The 17,626-nt window shown below is 65.3% G+C and carries 14 protein-coding genes; all 14 read left to right on the top strand.

Translation table 11 applies throughout. The features are described from left to right. Nucleotide 1 precedes the first annotated feature (1 nt). The 14 genes from ACODR8_RS09015 to ACODR8_RS08950 all read left to right on the top strand — a co-directional run bounded on the left by ACODR8_RS09015 (nt 2) and on the right by ACODR8_RS08950 (nt 17,620). Complete coding sequence (locus ACODR8_RS09015) at nt 2–1,453, top strand: XrtA/PEP-CTERM system-associated ATPase (protein WP_489006931.1); 1,452 nt, start codon at nt 2–4, stop codon at nt 1,451–1,453. 44 nt (nt 1,454–1,497) lie between these two features. Then, nucleotides 1,498–2,346 (top strand): XrtA system polysaccharide deacetylase, encoded by an 849-nt coding sequence (locus tag ACODR8_RS09010; RefSeq protein ID WP_489006930.1) that lies wholly within the window; start codon nt 1,498–1,500, stop codon nt 2,344–2,346. After that, a complete protein-coding gene (locus tag ACODR8_RS09005; RefSeq protein ID WP_489006929.1) occupies nt 2,343–3,413 on the top strand; it encodes a FemAB family XrtA/PEP-CTERM system-associated protein in 1,071 nt (356 codons plus the stop codon). Before ACODR8_RS09010 ends, ACODR8_RS09005 begins: the two co-directional genes overlap by 4 nt. 67 nt (nt 3,414–3,480) lie before the next feature. Next, entirely contained in the window at nt 3,481–4,554 is a 1,074-nt protein-coding gene (locus ACODR8_RS09000) for a FemAB family XrtA/PEP-CTERM system-associated protein (RefSeq protein ID WP_489006928.1), read from the top strand. After that, nucleotides 4,551–5,774, top strand: a complete 1,224-nt coding sequence (locus ACODR8_RS08995) for a TIGR03087 family PEP-CTERM/XrtA system glycosyltransferase (RefSeq protein WP_489006927.1) — start codon at nt 4,551–4,553, stop codon at nt 5,772–5,774. The genes ACODR8_RS09000 and ACODR8_RS08995 overlap by 4 nt, the downstream gene beginning before the upstream one ends. Further along, nucleotides 5,771–7,306: an exosortase A gene (gene xrtA, locus ACODR8_RS08990; protein ID WP_489006926.1), complete on the top strand. Its 1,536-nt coding sequence runs from the start codon at nt 5,771–5,773 to the stop codon at nt 7,304–7,306. Before ACODR8_RS08995 ends, xrtA begins: the two co-directional genes overlap by 4 nt. 10 nt (nt 7,307–7,316) lie before the next feature. After that, nucleotides 7,317–9,212: an XrtA/PEP-CTERM system amidotransferase gene (locus ACODR8_RS08985; protein ID WP_489006925.1), complete on the top strand. Its 1,896-nt coding sequence runs from the start codon at nt 7,317–7,319 to the stop codon at nt 9,210–9,212. Nucleotides 9,213–9,412: 200 nt separating this feature from the next. Then, the gene (locus ACODR8_RS08980; protein WP_489006962.1) at nt 9,413–10,744 is read left to right on the top strand and encodes a sugar transferase; all 1,332 of its coding nucleotides are present in this window, start codon (nt 9,413–9,415) and stop codon (nt 10,742–10,744) included. Between the two features lie 2 nt (nt 10,745–10,746). Beyond that, complete coding sequence (locus ACODR8_RS08975; protein WP_489006924.1) at nt 10,747–11,874, top strand: glycosyltransferase family 2 protein; 1,128 nt, start codon at nt 10,747–10,749, stop codon at nt 11,872–11,874. A 63-nt stretch (nt 11,875–11,937) separates the two neighbouring features. Next, the gene (locus ACODR8_RS08970; RefSeq protein ID WP_489006923.1) at nt 11,938–12,681 is read left to right on the top strand and encodes a class I SAM-dependent methyltransferase; all 744 of its coding nucleotides are present in this window, start codon (nt 11,938–11,940) and stop codon (nt 12,679–12,681) included. A 28-nt stretch (nt 12,682–12,709) separates the two neighbouring features. Beyond that, complete coding sequence (locus ACODR8_RS08965; protein ID WP_489006961.1) at nt 12,710–13,990, top strand: hypothetical protein; 1,281 nt, start codon at nt 12,710–12,712, stop codon at nt 13,988–13,990. Further along, nucleotides 13,987–15,132 carry a glycosyltransferase family 4 protein gene (locus tag ACODR8_RS08960; protein WP_489006922.1) on the top strand — a complete coding sequence of 382 codons (1,146 nt, stop codon included), beginning with the start codon at nt 13,987–13,989 and terminating at the stop codon, nt 15,130–15,132. The genes ACODR8_RS08965 and ACODR8_RS08960 overlap by 4 nt, the downstream gene beginning before the upstream one ends. Further along, nucleotides 15,129–15,875: an FkbM family methyltransferase gene (locus tag ACODR8_RS08955; RefSeq protein ID WP_489006921.1), complete on the top strand. Its 747-nt coding sequence runs from the start codon at nt 15,129–15,131 to the stop codon at nt 15,873–15,875. The genes ACODR8_RS08960 and ACODR8_RS08955 overlap by 4 nt, the downstream gene beginning before the upstream one ends. A gap of 2 nt (nt 15,876–15,877) precedes the next feature. Continuing rightward, nucleotides 15,878–17,620, top strand: a complete 1,743-nt coding sequence (locus tag ACODR8_RS08950) for an MFS transporter (RefSeq protein WP_489006920.1) — start codon at nt 15,878–15,880, stop codon at nt 17,618–17,620. Nucleotides 17,621–17,626: the final 6 nt, after the last annotated feature.

Below are 17,626 nucleotides of genomic sequence, written 5' to 3'. Positions count from 1 at the left end.
GATGTACGATCAATATTATGGATTGCAGGGCCGCCCGTTCCAGCTGACGCCGGACCCGCATTATTATTTTGAAAGCGCGACCCATCGCAAGGCCTTGTCCTATCTGGGCTATGGTCTGGCGCAGGGGGAGGGCTTCATCGTCATCACCGGGGACATTGGCGCGGGCAAGACCACTTTGGTCGGCCATCTGATGCAGACGATCGACCCGGTGCGGCTGACCGCGGTGAAGATCGTATCGACCCAGGTGGAGGGCGACGACATGCTGCGCCTCGCCGCGCAGAGCTTTGGCCTGGCGACCGATGGTCTGCCCAAGGCCGCGACGCTGCAAAAGATCGAAGCCTTTCTTCACGCCCAAGCGCGCGCTGGACGGCGCACCCTGCTGATCGTGGATGAAGCGCAGAACCTGCCGGTTTCCGCGATCGAAGAATTGCGGATGCTGTCCAACTTCCAGCTGGGCGGGCAATCGTTGCTCCAGATTTTCTTGCTGGGCCAGCCGGAATTTCGCGACCTGCTCAAATCCCCGCAACTGGAGCAATTGCGCCAGCGCGTCATCGCCACCCACCATCTCGAACCGATGATGGCCAAGGAGGTCGAGCCTTATATCCTCCACCGCCTGACCGTGGCGGGCTGGGTCGGCAACCCGACCTTCACGCCTGCCGCTTTCGCCGCGCTCTATGCCGCGACCGGTGGCGTGCCGCGCCGCCTGAACGCGCTGGTCAGCCGCGTGCTGCTGATGGGCGCGATCGACCAGTTGCGCGAGATTGACGCGGATGTCGTGCAGGCCGTCGTTACCGACATGGGGCTTGATGTCGATGTCGCCCCTGAACCCGTTGCGCCTTCGCTGCTCGACACGGTCGATGACGCTGAGGAAGCCGCTGTGGTGGAAGCCGAGGTAGAGGCCGTCGCCGAGCAGGAAGAGGCGGACGAGGCTGCACCAGCGCCTTTCGCTGCCCCCTTTACCGCACCGGTGATCGAGGATGTGCCGACGGCTGAGCTATCGCCGGAGATCGAAATGGACGAACCCTTTTATACGGCTTTTGATGCTGTGGAGGAACCGGCTGAGATATGGGCCGCCGAGGACGAGCCAGCGGTGGAAGAGCCGGCGGCCGTCGAACAACCTCAGCCGGAACCGGCCATGCCGCAACCCGTCGCCACGATCGACGCGGCACAGGTCGAAGCGCTGCGCCACGACATGCTGGCGGAGATTGAAGGGCTGCGGGCGGAAATTTCCTCGCTTCGGGCCGTGCAGGCCCATGTGCCTTTCGCCCCTGCGCCGACGGTCGATCCCGAAGCGCTCAAGGATTGCTTCACCCTGATCGAGGAGCGGTTGCAGTCGCTGGAATTCCGCGCGGAGGAACAGGACACGGCGCTGCGCCGGGTGCTGACGCTGCTGGTCGACTGGGTCGAGCGGGAAGAACGGATGGCCGCGCCGCGCGACAGCGCAGCCGCCTGACACAGGACTTGCCCCCGGCGGGCGGCCCGACCAAGGTGCGCAACATGATACAGAACGCCCTGTCCGTCGATGTCGAGGACTGGTTTCAGGTCGGCGCATTCGAGCGCACGATCCGGCGCGCCGACTGGGATGGCCTGACCCACCGTGTCGAGCGCAATACCGACGCGGTGCTGGACCTGTTCGCGCAAGCGGGCGTCACCGGCACCTTCTTCACGCTGGGCTGGGTGGCCGAACGCTATCCTGCGCTGATGCGCCGCATCGTCGCGGCGGGCCATGAGGTCGCCAGCCATGGCTATGACCATGCGCGCGTGTTCACCTTCACGCCGGAGCAGTTTCGCGCCGACCTGCGCAAATCACGCGCGATATTGGAGGATGCCAGCGGACAGGCCGTCACCGGCTATCGCGCACCCAGCTTCTCCATCGACCCGCGCACGCCATGGGCGCATCCCATATTGGCGGAGGAGGGCTATCGCTATTCCTCCAGCGTCGCGCCGATCCGGCACGATCATTATGGCTGGCCCGATTCGCCGCGCTTTGCCTGGAAACCGGTGCCGGGGTCCGATCTGGTCGAACTGCCCGTGACGACCGCAAAGCTGGGCAAGCGCACGCTTGCGGCCGGGGGCGGGGGCTTTTTCCGCTTGTTGCCCTATGGCTTTTCGCGCTGGGCGATCCGGCAGGTCAATGAGCAGGCGGGGCGGCCCGCGATCATCTATTTCCATCCATGGGAAATCGACCCGGACCAGCCACGCCGCACCGACGCGCCGCTACGCTCGCGGGTGCGGCATTACACCAACCTGTCGGTCATGGCGGCGAAGCTGCGCCGCCTGACAAACGATTTTGCCTGGACGCGGGTGGATGCGCTGGCCGATGCGCAGGCGGCGCTTGCGCCATGATGCTGGGCAATGGCGCAGGCATGGCCGTCACCATGATGGACCTGACCGACCCCGCGCAGGCGCGCGCGGTCGATGCCTTCGTACTGGGTCATGCCGATGGATCGCCCTTCCATCGCCCCGCCTGGCTGCACGCGATCGAACAGGCGACCGGCAATCGCGCGCTGCTGCTGGCGGCGGTCGGGCCGTCGGGGCGGATCAGCGGCATCCTGCCCCTGCACCATGTGCGCAGCCGCCTGTTCGGCGCGGCTCTGGTGTCCACCGCCTTCGCCGTCGGTGGCGGGATATTGGCGGACGACCAGCGCGCAGTTGCGGTGCTGGCGACGGCGGCCCAAAGGCTGGCGAGCGAGCGCGGGGGCCTGTCGCTGGAACTGCGTGGTGGTCCGACGCCGGGCGACGATTGGCAACAAATGGACGGCGCGCATGTCGGTTTCGTCCGTCCGCTGGCCGCCGATGACGAAGCGGAGTTGCTGGCCGTCCCGCGCAAACATCGCGCCGAGCTGCGCAAGGCACTCGCCAATCCGGCACTGACCGTAGAGATCGGCCGCGATGCGCGCCATTTGCGCGACCATTTCCATATTTACGCCACGAGCGTCCGCAACCTTGGCACGCCGGTATTTCCCCGGAGCCTGTTCCATGCCGTGCTGGACCATTTTGGCCAAGATGCCGATATTCTCATCATCCGGGAGGGTGAGCGACCGGTCTCCGCCGTGCTGACGCTTTACCACAATGGTCGGGTCATGCCCTATTGGGGTGGCGGCCTGGCGGATGCGCGGCGGCTGCGGTCCAATGAACTGATGTATTATCGCCTGATGGCCCATGGCCGCGCGCGCGGCATGACCCATTTCGACTTTGGTCGGTCGAAGGTCGGCAGCGGGCAGGCGGCGTGGAAAAAAAGCTTCGGCTTCGATCCCCGACCCTTGGTCTATCATGGCTGGTCGGCGGACGGCGCGCGGCGCGACGTCGATCCCGGCAGCGCCCGTTATCAGCGCCGCATCGCGCTTTGGAAAAAATTGCCGCTACCGATCGCCAATCTCATCGGTCCGCTGATTTCGCGCGGTCTTGGTTGAAACGGATACGAAATGTTCAGCCCCTGCGTTTAGATCGGGGGGCAGGGTGGTAACAGGAATGACGTCCATGAATATGATTAGCGGACTGGCCGTCATCGTCGAGGAGGCGCGGCTGACCGACGGCGCCTGCGTCGCCGAACTGGACGCCTGGGTCTGCGCGCATCCCGATTCGACGCCCTTTCATCGCCCCGCCTGGATCATGGGCGTGGAGGCAGGGACTGGCCAGAAAGCCAAGATGTTGGTCGCACGGATGGCGGGCGGCGAGATTATCGGCCTGCTGCCGCTCACCTATATCCGCTCCGCTTTGTTCGGCCGGGCGCTGGTGGGCAGCGGCTTTGCCGTCGATGGCGGCCTGCTGACCACCCATCGCAAGGCTGGTCCAGCGCTCGCCGATGCCGCCTGGACGCTCGCGGAAAAGCTGGGCTGCTCGACGCTGGAACTGCGCGGCGGGGAAGCGCCCGATGGCACGGTGTGGCAGGAGAAGGCCGACGCCTATCTCGGTTTCTCCCGACCGCTGGCCGCTGATGACGAGGCGGAACTCAAGGCCGTGCCAAAGCGCCACCGCGCCGAAATCCGCAAAGGGCTGGGCAACGATCTGACCTTCGAATGTGGCCGCGACAAACGCCTGCGCGACATTCATTATCGCCTCTATGCCCATAGCGTCCATAATCTCGGCACGCCGGTTTTCCCCCGCGCGCTATTCGACGCCATGCTCGATCGGATGGGCGAGGATGCAGACATTGCTGTGATGTCGAAGGACGGCAAGCCACTGTCGGCCGTCATCAGCTTCTATCATCGCGGTGCCTGCATGCCTTACTGGCATGGCGCGGCGGAGGGCGCGCGGGCGATGCGTTCCAACGAAGTCCTTTATTTCCTGCTGATGCGCCAGTCGCGCGAACGTGGTCTGACGACGTTCGATTTTGGCCGGTCGAAGGTCGGCACTGGCCCTGCGGCGTGGAAAAAGACCTGGGGCTTTGAAGGCGAACCGCTCGGCTATTATCTGCGCACCGCACCGGGCAAGGAAACGCGCGACGTCAATCCGCTCTCGCCGCAATATCGGCGCAAGGTGGAATTGTGGAAGAAGCTGCCCGAATCGATCGCGACCTGGATCGGCCCGCATATTGCGCGGGGGCTGGGATGACCGGCGACATATTATTCCTGTGTCATCGCATCCCGTTCCCGCCCGATCGCGGCGACAAGATCCGCTCCTACCATCTGCTCGAGCGCCTCGCGCAAGTTGCGCCGGTCCATGTCGGCTGCTTTGGCGATGATGATCGCGACATGGGCTATGCGGGTGAACTGGCGCAGGTCGCCGCCAGCCAGTGCCTGTTGCGGCGCGACCGGTCGAAGGTCGTTGCCGGGCTGACCGGCCTTGCCAAGCGCCAGTCGCTGCTGGTGTCACTGTTCGATCATCCCGGCCTGCATCAATGGGTGGCGCAGACATTGGCGCAGCGCCCGGTGCGTGCGGTCGTCGCCTATTCGGCGCAGATGGCGCATTTCGTGCCGACGCTGGCCTCCAATGTCCGTTTCCTGATGGATTTCGTCGATTTCGATTCGGCCAAATATGCCGCTTATGGCGCGGAAGGCTCCGGTCCGATGGCCTGGATCAACCGGCGCGAGGGACGGGTGTTGCTCGATTTCGAGCGCGCCATCGCTCAGCGCGCCGATGCCTGCTCCTTCGTCAGCGAAGCCGAAGCCACGCTGTTCCGCAAGGCCTGCGGTCTTGGGCCGGACCGTATCGTCGCACTCGAAAATGGCGTGGCGCTGGATTATTTCGATCCCGCCGCCGCCTTTCCCTCCGTTGACCATGGCAGCGGCCCGCTGCTCGTCTTTACAGGGCAAATGGACTATCGCCCCAATGTCGAGGCGGTCGAAAGTTTCGCGCGCCAGACCTTGCCCGCCATCCAGACCGTCCACCCGCAGGCCCGCTTCGCGATCGTCGGCCGCAATCCGGCCAAAGCCGTCGAAGCCTTGGCCGATCTGCCCGGCGTGATCGTCACTGGCGGCGTCCCCGATGTGCGCGGCTGGCTGGCGGCGGCTGACGTCGTCGTCGCGCCGCTACGAATCGCGCGCGGCATCCAGAACAAGGTATTGGAGGCGATGGCGATGGCCCGGCCCGTCGTCGCCTCTCCGCAGGCTGCCGAAGGGATAGACGCTACAGACGGCACCGAATTTCTGGTCGCCGCCAATCCTGCCGAGGAAGCCGCCAAGGTCATCGCTCTACTGGCCGATCCCGCGCGCTCTGCCCGGTTGGGCGTGGCCGCGCGCGAACGGATGGAGGCGCGCTATCGCTGGTCGGCGACGCTGGCGGGATTGCCCGATTTACTGTTCGGGCGCGACGCGGGGTCGCAGGTGGCATGACAGACCGCGCGCTGTCTCTTGGCCGGATGCCGCTGGTGGATCTGACCGGCTGGCGCGGCCATCTGACCGCACTGGGCGTGGTCGCCTTTGCCATTTTGGCGCTGTTCCATGCCGATGTCTGGTCGATGGTATCGATCTGGTGGAACGCCTCCACCTTTGGCCATTGCCTGTTCATTCCACCGCTGATCGCCTGGCTGGTGCAGCAACGCCTGCCAGGCCTGCGCCAGCTGGAGCCGGTCGCCTGGACGCCGGGGCTGGTCTGGCTGGCGCTGGGTGCGCTGGCCTGGCTGGTCGGCGCTGCGGCGGGCGTGGCGATGGTGCGCCATGGCGCGCTGATCATGATGCTCCAGGGCGCGACCATTGCGCTGCTGGGACCGGCGGTTGCCCGCGCGCTCATCTTCCCGCTCTTCTACGCCTTCTTCATGGTCCCCTTTGGTGAAGAGATCGTCCCGCCGCTCCAACTGGTGACGGCGCGGCTGGCCATGCTCTTCCTCGACCTGTCGGGGGTGCCTGCCCATATGGAGGGCATCTTCATCACCACGCCGACCGGCTATTTCGAGGTGGCCGAAGCCTGTTCGGGCGCGAAATTCCTGATCGCCATGACTGCCTATGGCGTGCTGGTGTGCAATGTCTGTTTCCGTACATGGCCGCGCCGTATCGTTTTTATGATCGGCGCGCTGGGCCTGTCTGTGCTGGCCAATGGCGTGCGTGCCTTCGCCACCATCCTCGTCGCGCACCTGACCAGCGTGGACGCCGCCGTCGGCTTCGATCATGTCGTCTATGGCTGGGTCTTTTTCGCGATCATCATGATCGTGGTGATGGCCACTGCCTGGCCCTTTTTCGATCGCAAGCCGGGCGATCCCTGGTTCGATCCGGCGCAGTTGCAGGGCGCGGTCCGCCATCGGACATCGACCGGCACCGTGGCGGGAATCGCCCTCGCGCTGATCGTCGCCGCGCCGCTCTGGCTGGCCGCGACTGCCGCGAGTGCGGACCCACTGCCTGAACGAATCGACCTGCCGGTGGTGAAGGGCTGGACCCGCACCGATGCCGTGCAAAGCTATCCATGGACGCCCCGCTTCGACGGCGCGGATCATCGCGTCACGGGCCATTACCGCAACAGCGCAGGGCAGCTCATCGACCTCACCATCATCGCCTATGCCCGGCAGGATGAAGGCCGCGAACTGGTCGGCTTTGGCCAGGGCGCGGCGGACCCCGACAGCCAATGGGTCTGGTCCTCACCCGCCCGCGCGCCAGCCAATGCGCGCGGCGAGCAAATCACCGCGCCCGGACCCGTAGTCCGCCATGTCGTCAGCTTCTATATCATAGGGCAGGGCGCGCCGACCGGCAGCCGACCGACGGTCAAGATCGAAACGATGAAGGCCCGCCTGCTGGGACAGGACCAGCGCGCCGTCGCCATCCTGATTTCAGCGCAAGAGGGCGAAGGCCAGCCCGCCGACGCCGCGATCAGCGCCTTCCTGCGCGATATGGGCGACGTGAAACTTCTGGCTGACCGCGCGATGGGCTTACGCTAGGGCGGTTGGCATGTGCGGCATAGCAGGCATCTTCCATCTCGAAACGGCCAAGCCCGTCGATCCCGCGCGGGTGCGCGCCATGCTGGACGCAATGCCGCATCGCGGCCCGGACGGCAGCGGCATCTGGACCGCGCCGGGCGTTGGGCTTGGCCATCTGCGCCTGTCGATCATTGATCTGGAGGCGGGCGCGCAGCCGATGCTGACCGAGGATGAAAGTCTGGCGGTCATCTTCAACGGCGAAATCTATAATTTCGGCGAGGTCCGCGCAGAGCTGGAGGCCAAGGGCCACATCTTCCGCACCCATAGCGACACCGAAGTCATCCTCCACGGCTATCGCCAATGGGGCGAGGAGTGTGTTCACCGCTTCAACGGCATGTTCGCCTTCGCCCTGTTCGACGCGCGGGCGCAGTCGCTCTGGCTGGTGCGTGACCGGTTGGGGGTCAAACCGCTCCATTATGCGCTGCTGTCCGACGGCAGCCTGATCTTCGGATCGGAACTGAAAAGCCTGCTCGCCCATCCGCTGCTGCGCCGCGCGCCGGACCTGTCAGCGGTCGAGGATTATATGGCCTATGGCTATGTCCCCGATGATGCCTGCATGGTCGCGGGCGTGCGGAAACTGGGCGCGGGTGAAACGCTGCGGCTGGTGCGCGGTCGTCCCTTGCCGCAGCCGCAGCGCTATTGGGACGTCAGCTTCGCCGATCGGACCAAGGCGAAACCGCAGGAACTGGAAGAAGAACTGGTCGCATTGATGCGACAGGCGGTTCGATCGCGCATGGTGGCCGACGTGCCGCTCGGCGCATTCCTGTCGGGCGGCGTGGACAGCAGCAGCGTCGTCGCGCTGATGGCCGAAGCCTCCACTCAGGCGGTCAAGACCTGCACCATCGGCTTCGACGTCGCCTCGCTTGACGAAACCGCCTTTGCCGACCGCATCGCCCGCCGCTTTGCGACCGATCACCGCACCCGCATAGTATCGCCCGATGATTATGGCCTGATCGACCGGCTCGCCTTCCATTTCGACGAACCCTTTGCCGACGCTTCGGCCCTGCCGACCTTTCGCGTGTGTGAACTGGCGCGCGAACAGGTGACGGTGGCGCTGTCGGGCGACGGCGCGGACGAAGCCTTTGCAGGCTATCGCCGTCACCGCTTCCAGATGCAGGGCGAGCGCCTCCGCGGCCTCATCCCGGCCTCTGTCCGTCAGCCCCTGTTCGGGACGCTGGGCAAATATTATCCAAAGGCCGACTGGGCACCGCGCGCGCTGCGGGCCAAATCGACCTTCCTTGAACTGGCGGGGGAGGGCGGGGCTGCTTATGCCGCCTCGGTCGGGGTGACGCCGCACGCGCTGCGCCATCGCCTCTACAGCCAGGACATGAAAAGCCGACTTGGCGCCTACCGCGCCGAGGATCGCTATATCAAGGCGATGGCGGACGCCCCTGCGCGCGATCCGCTCGACCGCGCCCAATATGCCGACATCCGCATCTGGCTGCCCGGCGATATCCTCACCAAGACCGACCGGATGAGCATGGCCGTCAGCCTGGAAGCGCGCGAGCCTTTGCTTGACCACCGGTTGGTCGAATTTGCCGCGCGCCTGCCGGTCAACCAGCGCATCCGGGGCAATAGCGGCAAATATCTGCTGAAAAAGGCGATGGAACCCTATCTGCCGCAGGACATACTCTACCGCCAGAAAATGGGTTTCGTGACCCCGATCAGCACCTGGTTCCGCGGCGCGCTGGCGGGCGAGGCTACCGCGATCGCGGGCGGATCATCGCTGGCGCGCACCGGCTGGTTCGATACCAAAGCACTGGCCAAAATCGCCGCCGATCACAAATCCGGTATGGCCGATCATGGGCGGCTGCTGTGGCAATTGCTGATGCTCGATAAGTCGCTAGAGCGGCTGTTCGGGATATGATTCCTCCCCGCTTGCGGGGAGGTGGCGGCCAGAATGGCCGACGGAGGGGGCGGGAGTAAGACGCTCCCCCCTCCACCACTGCTTCGCAGTGGTCCCCCTCCCCGTGCCGGGGAGGAATAGCCCCCTTGCAACCAGCCGCGCCCGGTGCCAACGGGGCGCATGGCGATAATCGGGGCGCATCAGTGACAGTCTCCAAGGAAATGGTCCGGCTGCGGCTCTATGCCCTGTGCCTGGCTGGCGACATGGCGGGGCTGTTCGGCGCGTTTCTGGCGGCCAACTGGTTCGTGCTGGGCGCGCTGTGGGGGGAGCCGGGCAAGCCGCATGGCCTCGTCATGTTCGCGATGATCGCGCCGCTTTATGCGCTGCTCGGCGTGCAGGGCGGGGGCTATGGCATCCACAGCCTTGAAAATGTCCGGCGCGGCATTTTCCGCGCGCTGCTGGCGCTGGCGCAGGCGGCTCTGCTGATGCTGCTGATCGTCTATCTGGGCAAGATCGCCGAACAATTGTCGCGTTTAACCTTCATCGTCGGGCTGGCGCTCGGCGCGGTTTCGGTCGCGCTGGTGCGGCTCGTCGTCGTGCGGCTGGCCAAAAGGTTGCTGGGCGAAGTGCCGCATTTGACCGCAGTCATCATGGACGGCGTCGCCATCGAAACCGGCCCGCACATGCTGATCATCGAAGCGGACGCCGCAGACCTGCGCCCCGAACGCCATGATGCGGACATGGCCGCGCGCCTCGCCCAGGCGGTGGGCATGGCCGAACGGGTCATCGTCGCCTGTCCGCTCGACCGGATGGACGACTGGTCGGCTGCACTCAAATCCCTGTCGGCGCGGGGCGAAATCGTCGTCCCCGAACTGCTCCGCTTTGCGCCCGCGCGGGTCGATGAATTTGACGGCCAGCCGACCATCATCGTCGCAGGCGGGCCGCTCCAGTTTCGCGATCGGCTGATCAAGCGCCTGTTCGACCTGATCGTCGCCGGTGCCGCCACCATCCTCCTGTCGCCGGTTCTGATCGTTGCTGCGCTGGCGGTAAAACTCACCAGTCCCGGCCCGGTCATCTTCCGCCAGCCCCGCATCGGCAAGGATGGGCGATCCTTCCTGATCTACAAATTTCGGTCGATGCGCGCCGACGCCAGCGACCGCAAGGCCGAGACACTGACCGCGCGTGACGATGACCGGGTCACCCGCGTCGGCGCCTTCCTGCGCAAGTCGAGCATCGACGAACTCCCCCAGCTTTTCAACGTGTTGAAGGGCGATATGAGCATTGTCGGCCCGCGCCCCCACGCTGCCGCGGCCAAGGCGGGCGACACGCTCTATTGGGAAGTCGATGCACGCTACTGGGCGCGCCATTGCATCAAGCCCGGCATGACTGGTCTCGCCCAGGTGCGCGGCCATCGCGGATCGACCGACCATCATCAGGATCTGATCGACCGGCTGCAATCGGATCTGGAATATGTCACCGCCTGGTCGGTCTGGCGCGACCTGCGCATCATCGTCGCGACGCTGGGCGTGCTGTTCCACCACAAGGCCTATTGAGCATGACCGACCTGTGGCTTGGCGCACTGCTTATCGTCTCGCTGGTCGCCATCATGTGGCCGTTCCTATTCTATCCGCTCATCTTGCGCGCGCTGCCGACGCGCCCGGAACAGCCGGTCGCGGGGCCGGTGCCGACTGCCTCGCTGCTTTTCTGCGCCTATAATGAAGCCGATGCGATGCCCGAAAAGCTCGCCAATCTGGCGATGCTCAAGGGGCTACACCCGACGCTTGAAATCCTCGCCTTCGATGATGGATCGTCCGACGGCACGGGCGATCTGATCGCGGCGCAGGGCGATCTGGTCACCCTGATCCGTGGTCCCGGCCGCAGCGGCAAGGCGCACGGCATGAAGCAGCTCGCCGCGCGCGCGCGCGGGGACATATTGATCTTCACCGACGCCAATGTGCTGCTGGACCCCGATGCAGTCGAACGGCTGCTCGCCCGCTATGCAGACCCTGACATAGGCGGCGTGCTGGGGTCGCTCCATTATGTCGGGCAGGGCGAAAGCGCTACCGCCTCGGTAGGGTCGCTCTACTGGCGGATCGAGGAGCGGCTGAAGGATGAGGAATCGCGCACCGGCAATGTGCTGGGGGCGGACGGCTCGATCTTCTCGATCCGCCGCAGCCTCTATCCCGATTTCCCCGACAGCGTGCTGGATGACCTGACCGTCTCCATGGCCGTGGTGTTTGCGGGCAAGCGACTGGTGAAGGCCAGGGACGTGATCGCGCGCGAAAAACTGGTGACGGCACGAAAAGACGAATATCGGCGCAAGGTCCGCATCGCCGCCCGCGCCTGGCACACCCACAGCCATTTGCGCCCGCAATTGCGGCGCATGGCCGCGATCGACCGTTTCAAATATGCCTCTCGCAAGATCGTACGCTGGTTCGGCGGGCTGTTCATCCTGACAGGGGCGGTCGCTGCCGGTACGCTGGCGATGCACGTCTCGCCGATGCTCTACATGGTCGGTGCGCTGGCTGTGGCGCTGGTCATCTGGCGGGGCATCCGTGCCAAGAGCGGACCATTCGCCGCGCTGGTCGATGTGCTAATAGCCTATGCCGCGACTTTGCAAGGCGTTGCCAAGGCGATGACCGGCCGCACGGTCACCATCTGGAATCCCGCCAAGTCGCGCTGACCCTCTCGTCAAAGCCGTGCGATCTTGTATAGCGCCAATGCTGTTCCCCAGTCGGAGAATGACGTGATTACTGTTCAGCGGGTGGCCAAGGCTGCCGGCAAGCATCTGACCCGAAGCGCGCTCAAGCTGCGCAAGGCGCTGGGCGCGCGCGCCAGTCGGGGTTGCCCGGCCTGTGGCGCGACCGTGGTCGGCTTCTTCCGCTATGGCGACAACGGCGAATGGGGCTGCCCGGACTGCGGCGCATCCCCGCGCGAACGGCTGATGAACTGGCTGATCGCGCAGGGTACGCTCACCGTGCCGACCGACGGCGCGATCCTGCACATGGCACCCAATGAAGCGAGCCTCGTCCGCCGCTTTTCTGCCGCTGCCGATTATATCCCTGCCGATCTTGATCCGTCGCGCTACACCGTGCCGAACATGCACCGCGTCGACCTGATGGAACTGGCCGACGCCGATCGCTACGACCTGTTCTACGCCAGCCACGTCATGGAGCATGTCCCCGACGACATGGCCGTGCTGCGCAACATTTTGCGCGCGCTGAGGCCCGGCGGCGAAGCTTGGCTGATCGTGCCGCTATGGACCAAGCCGACCGAGGATGGCAGTTTCGCCATGCCCCCGCGCGAACGGGAGCGGCGCTTTGGCCAGTGGGACCATGTTCGCCAGTACGGCCCGGATTTTGCCGACCGCATCCGCGCAGCGGGCTTTGATCTGGAGGAGATTGACGCCGCCGGGATCGACGTTGCGACCCGCCATTTCTATGCGCTGGACGACCGGCTGTTCCGCGCCCGCAAGCCCGGCGCCCAGTGAGCATCCTCGCGTGAGCATCCTCGCGCGGATGGAGGCGTCCGCCCGCATCCTTGCGCTGGTCAAGCTCGCCAATGTCGGCCTGGTGCTGATCTGGGGCTTTGCCGTCACCTTCGTGTTCGTGCGTGCGCTGCCGCTGGCGGAATTCCAGTCCTTCCTGCTCCTCGTCGCCTTCGGTAATTTCACCGTTTCGGCCGAATTCGGCCTGACCAGCATCATCTATGCCCGGCTGCGACGGCACTGGCTGGGCGACGGTGAAGCCGACATAGGCGCGTTCCGGCTGGAGGAGATGGGGGTCTTGTTCCTGTTCCTCGGCCTGATCGTCGCGGGCGGTACGCTGATCCTGCTCGTGGCGCTGGCCGCGGGCTGGATCGGCACGGCCATGCCCTTGTTATTCCTCCTTTTCTTCCTGTCGGCCTGTCTCAACCTGCCCGGTCTGCTAGCCAAGCGGGCGCTGGCGGCGGTGGACGGCAATTTCCTGTGGGAAGCGCTCGATTGCGGGCGGCGGGTCATCACCATCGCCTTGCTGCTGGCGATATTGGCAGGTCTCGATCCGCGCCTGTCCCTCGCCCTGCAACTGGCGGTCAGCATCCTCGTGATCGGTTGGGCCATCGCCCATGTCCACCATCGCCTTGGCATGAAGCCGCGCCACTGGATCGCCTTCCGCGTCGGCGGCGGCCATGTCCGCGCCCATTATCTGCGCGACATAGGCGCGTCCGCGGCCTTCACCGTCTCCGACATCATCGCCTATAACGCGCCCTATTTCACCATCGCCCTGGCGACCAGCGACGCCCGGCCGATGCTGCTGTTCGATTTCTTCTTCAAGATGTCCAGGTCACTGTCCATGTTGGTACGCGCCCTGGTGGAAGCTGCGCTGCCGCGCATCACCCGCGCCTATCATGCCGGTGACGAAGTGCGCCTGCGCCAGCTGCTTGGCCGGGCGTTGGGCGCAGCGATGGTCTTTGCGCTGGCGCTATCCGCCGTGCTGCTCAGCGTCGGCGATTGGCTGTTTGCAATCCTGTTTGACGGCCGCGCCAGCATCGACCGCGCCGACTTGGTGCTGATCGTCGTCGCTCTGCTTGCCCTCGCGCTGCTGTGCGTCTCGGTCTATGTGCAGGCGGCGCTCGGCCGCTTCTCGCATCTTCTCGCCCGCTCGCTTCCCTTCCTCGCCGGATCGCTGCTCAGCGTTCCGCTGGCGCGCCTGCTCTGGCCGGAGCGGTTCGATCTTGCTTTCCTGAGCCTCTATGCGCTGACCCTTCTGCTGGCTGCGACCCTGCACGCAGTCTCGCTGCGCCGGCTGGTGCGGGCATGAAGGTCGCGATGCTTGATCCCTCGCTCTTCACCGGGCGCTATGACGACAGCCTGTGCGCGGCACTGGCGGGGGAGGGGGCGGACGTAGCCCTTTACGCCCGCCCGATGCGCGCGACCGACGCGATCGAACCACGGGGTTACAGCTACGCCCCGCATTTCTTCCGCCACAGCGAAGCATTGCGTGACCGGCTTGGCGAAGGTCGCGCCTTCCGCCTCGCCAAGGCGGCGGACTATAGCCTGTCCTGCGCACTGGGTGACCTGACTCCGCTTGCCGCCGCCGATGTCGTGCATGTCCAGTGGCTCCCGCTCGCGCCCGCCGACGGGCTGATGCTGCGCCGCCTCAAGGGCCGCGCCGTGCTGGTCCATACCGTCCATAATGCTGACGCCTATCATGCCGATGCCGGGGTACAGGGCCGGGGATACCGCGCGTTGCTCGACGAGTTTGACGCGCTGATTGTCCATGGCGACACTACGCGGGCGGCGCTGGTGGGGCAGGGCATCGACCCGGCACGCATTCATGTGACGCCGCACCCGCCGATGCAGTTGGCGGCGGCCACCCCCGCCGATCTCGCCGCCATCCCCGATCCCGCCATGCCGCGCATCCTCTTCTTCGGCACGATCCGTCCCTATAAGGGCGTCGACCTGCTGATCGATGCCTGCCTTCAGCTCTGGCAGTCGGGTCACGCCTTTGAACTGGTGCTGGCGGGCAAACCCTTCATGGATGTCGCGCCTCTGCTGGAGAAGGTCCGCGCCGCCGGTTTCGCCGACCGCCTGTTGACCGATTTCGGTTTCCTGACCGAAGGCCGCCTCGATGCGCATATGGCCAAGGCCGACATCATCGCCTTCCCCTATCGCCACATCGATTCGAGCGGCGCCTTCCTCTCCGCGCTGCATCATGGCAAGGCGATGGTGACATCCGACGCCGGCATGTTCGGTCAGTTGCCCGATGGCGTCGCGACCCGCTTTCCGGCGGGAAATGCGTCGGCGCTGGCCCAAGCCCTCTTGCCGCTGGTGCAAAGCGCCGCCATCAGGCAGGAACAGGGTGCGCGGGCGCGTGCTCATGGGGCGAAAATGGGGGACTGGACGGATATGGCGGTGGCGACGATCGGCATCTACAAAGCAGTGCTGGCCGCGCGCGCATGAACCGCTACGTTCGTGAAGCCGCCGACCGTCTGCTCGCGCTGCGCCTGGCGCTGGCGGGGCGGGTGCATCAATATCCTGAAATTCAGGCGTTGAAGCGCTTTCTGTCCGGCTTCAAGGTCGACTGCCTGTTCGACGTCGGCGCCAATCGCGGCCAATATGCCACGATGGCGCGCAAGGATGCGGGCTATCGCGGCCTGATCCTCTCATTCGAGCCGAACCCTGCCGTATTCGCCGAACTGCAAAAGCGCGCCGCGTCGGATCGCCACTGGCATGTGTTCAACATGGCGCTGTCGGATTTTGACGGCACCGCCGATTTCAACATCATGGCCGCCGATCAATTCTCCTCGCTCAAGACGCCATCGGGCGCGCAAGATGATATTTTCGCGAACCGTAACAAGGTGACGCAGACGGTCGCGACGCCCTGCCGCCGCCTTGATACGCTGCTGCCTGAATTAGTGGGCCAGCATGGCTTTGCCCGACCATTTCTGAAGATGGACACGCAGGGCCATGACCTGTCGGTCTGCCAAGGGGCAGGCGCGGTGCTGGCGCAGATGACGGGCGTGCAGACCGAACTGGGGGTGCGGCCCATCTATGAAGGCGGCACCGGCTATCGCGCGATGATCGACTGGCTGGAGGCGCGGGCTTTCATCCCTTCCGCTTTCTTCGCCAACAACAAAGGCCATTTCCCGCTGCTCGTCGAAATGGACGGTATTTTCGTCAACCGGGCGCTGGTTCAGGGTTGATCATGGAGGCGCCCGCGTCCTTCGTCAGCGCGCGCCGTCTGTTTCTGGCGGGGGCGATCGGCCTGACATTATGGCTGGGCGCGACCTTCCTGTGGCATGTGACCTATCGGCAGGGGATCAGCCTGGCGGTCATCCTGTTCCTGGATCAGGATTTCCCCGCGCTCATCGTCTCGCTGCTTTTGCTGGCGCTGGCCGCGCCCTTTGCCGAAGGGCGCGGGATCATCCTGCCGCGACCGACCGCGCGGATCGTCGTGCCGCTGATCGTACTGATGGGGCTGGCGGCCTGGGCGGGCCATTATGCCCTGTTTCAGGATTATGCGATTTCCCGCGATGAGGAGGTTGCCCGTTTCGCCGCCGCCTATATGCGCGAAGGGTTGTTCGCCCGGCCGATCCCGATCGAATGGGAACCCTATCGCCGCGCGATCATGCCCGAATTTTTCTCTCCCTTCGGCGCGGCGGATTATTGGACGGCGGCCTATCTGCCGGTGAATAGCGCGATCCAGGCGCTGTTCTGGCAATTGGGCGATCCCAATATGGCGGGACCGGTGTTGCTCTTCACCGGCCTGTTCGCCCTCTGGCGCGTGGCGCTGCATTTGATGCCCGATCGCCCCGATGCGGTGTGGGTAACGGTGTTGCTGGGCTGTTCGTCCAGTCAGTTGTGGATCACGGCGATGACGCCCTATGCCATGACGGGCCATTTCGCGCTCAACATGGTGTGGCTGGCGCTGGTGCTGCGCGGCGGGGTGGTTGGCCATGTCAGTGCAGGACTGGTCGCGCTGATAGCGGCAGGGCTGCACCAATGGCATTTTCCGCCAATCTTCATCGCGCCCTTCATCCTGTGGATGCTGCTTGCCCGCCGCTGGACGGTCGCGGCCTTCCATGCGCTGACCCTGGTGGCGATCGTCATCGTCTGGGCCAAGATCTGGCCCGCTTTTTTGCTCGATATGCTGGGCGCTCCCGCCGATGTCCGCCCGTCGGCCGGGGTAGCGGACAAGGTCGGCAGCCTGTTCCAGCGGCTGGGCGATCGCTGGCAGCCGCTGGTCAATCTCAGCCGTTTCGTCGCCTGGAACAATATATTGATGGTCCCGTTGGCCGCGCTCGGCATCGCCGCGATGCGCTGGAAGCGCGCAATCCGGGGGCAGGAAATCGCATTGCCGCTGGCGCTTGGCTGTGTGGCAGGATGTGCGCTGGCGCTGGCGCAGGGCTATGGCTGGGGCTTTCGCTATGCTCATGGCTATATCGGCCCCTTCTGCCTGCTGGCAGGCCTTGGCTGGGCGCGTTTCCGGCCGCAGGGGGCTCTCCGGCCGCTCGTCATCGGGCTGGTGATCACCGGCCTCGCCAGCATCTTCCTGGTCTGGCGCACCCACGCATTCGTCGCGCCTTATGCCGCCAGCCATCGGTTGATCGATTCCAGCCAGGCCGATGTCGTGCTGATCGATCCGCGCGGCGGCCTCTATGTCACGGACCTGGTGCGTGGTCGTAACGGCGTGCCGGGCAAGCCGATGGTGATGAATCTGGGGATGCTGACGCTCGATCAGGTTGACGAACTTTGCGCATCCTATGTCGTCGAACTGTTCGACCGCGCCGAATTCCGGCCCTTGGGCGTCCCGCTGGCGCGCTGGAATCTGGGCCGGATGGACGCCCTGCGCGCGCATATGAAGGAAGAAGGCTGCGACAAGCCGGTCCAGCCGCCGCTGCCCGAAAGTTTCGAGGATGCCCTCAATGCGGCGGATAACGCTATGTGAAGCGGG

The sequence above is a fragment of the Sphingobium sp. FG58 genome, from assembly GCF_057809055.1.
Note: the sequence above shows the minus strand (reverse complement) of the source record. Positions and strands in the feature narration are given on the sequence as shown.

Bases quoted from the DNA above. Each gene is read 5' to 3' on its own strand.
- ACODR8_RS09000 (WP_489006928.1), top strand. From the start codon at position 3,481: ATGAATATGATTAGCGGACTGGCCGTCATCGTCGAGGAGGCGCGGCTG.
- ACODR8_RS09015 (WP_489006931.1), top strand. From the start codon at position 2: ATGTACGATCAATATTATGGATTGCAGGGCCGCCCGTTCCAGCTGACG.
- ACODR8_RS08985 (WP_489006925.1), top strand. From the start codon at position 7,317: ATGTGCGGCATAGCAGGCATCTTCCATCTCGAAACGGCCAAGCCCGTC.
- ACODR8_RS08980 (WP_489006962.1), top strand. From the start codon at position 9,413: ATGGTCCGGCTGCGGCTCTATGCCCTGTGCCTGGCTGGCGACATGGCG.
- ACODR8_RS08995 (WP_489006927.1), top strand. From the start codon at position 4,551: ATGACCGGCGACATATTATTCCTGTGTCATCGCATCCCGTTCCCGCCC.
- ACODR8_RS08965 (WP_489006961.1), top strand. From the start codon at position 12,710: ATGGAGGCGTCCGCCCGCATCCTTGCGCTGGTCAAGCTCGCCAATGTC.
- ACODR8_RS08960 (WP_489006922.1), top strand. From the start codon at position 13,987: ATGAAGGTCGCGATGCTTGATCCCTCGCTCTTCACCGGGCGCTATGAC.
- ACODR8_RS08975 (WP_489006924.1), top strand. From the start codon at position 10,747: ATGACCGACCTGTGGCTTGGCGCACTGCTTATCGTCTCGCTGGTCGCC.
- xrtA (WP_489006926.1), top strand. From the start codon at position 5,771: ATGACAGACCGCGCGCTGTCTCTTGGCCGGATGCCGCTGGTGGATCTG.
- ACODR8_RS09005 (WP_489006929.1), top strand. From the start codon at position 2,343: ATGATGCTGGGCAATGGCGCAGGCATGGCCGTCACCATGATGGACCTG.
- ACODR8_RS08950 (WP_489006920.1), top strand. From the start codon at position 15,878: ATGGAGGCGCCCGCGTCCTTCGTCAGCGCGCGCCGTCTGTTTCTGGCG.
- ACODR8_RS09010 (WP_489006930.1), top strand. From the start codon at position 1,498: ATGATACAGAACGCCCTGTCCGTCGATGTCGAGGACTGGTTTCAGGTC.
- ACODR8_RS08955 (WP_489006921.1), top strand. From the start codon at position 15,129: ATGAACCGCTACGTTCGTGAAGCCGCCGACCGTCTGCTCGCGCTGCGC.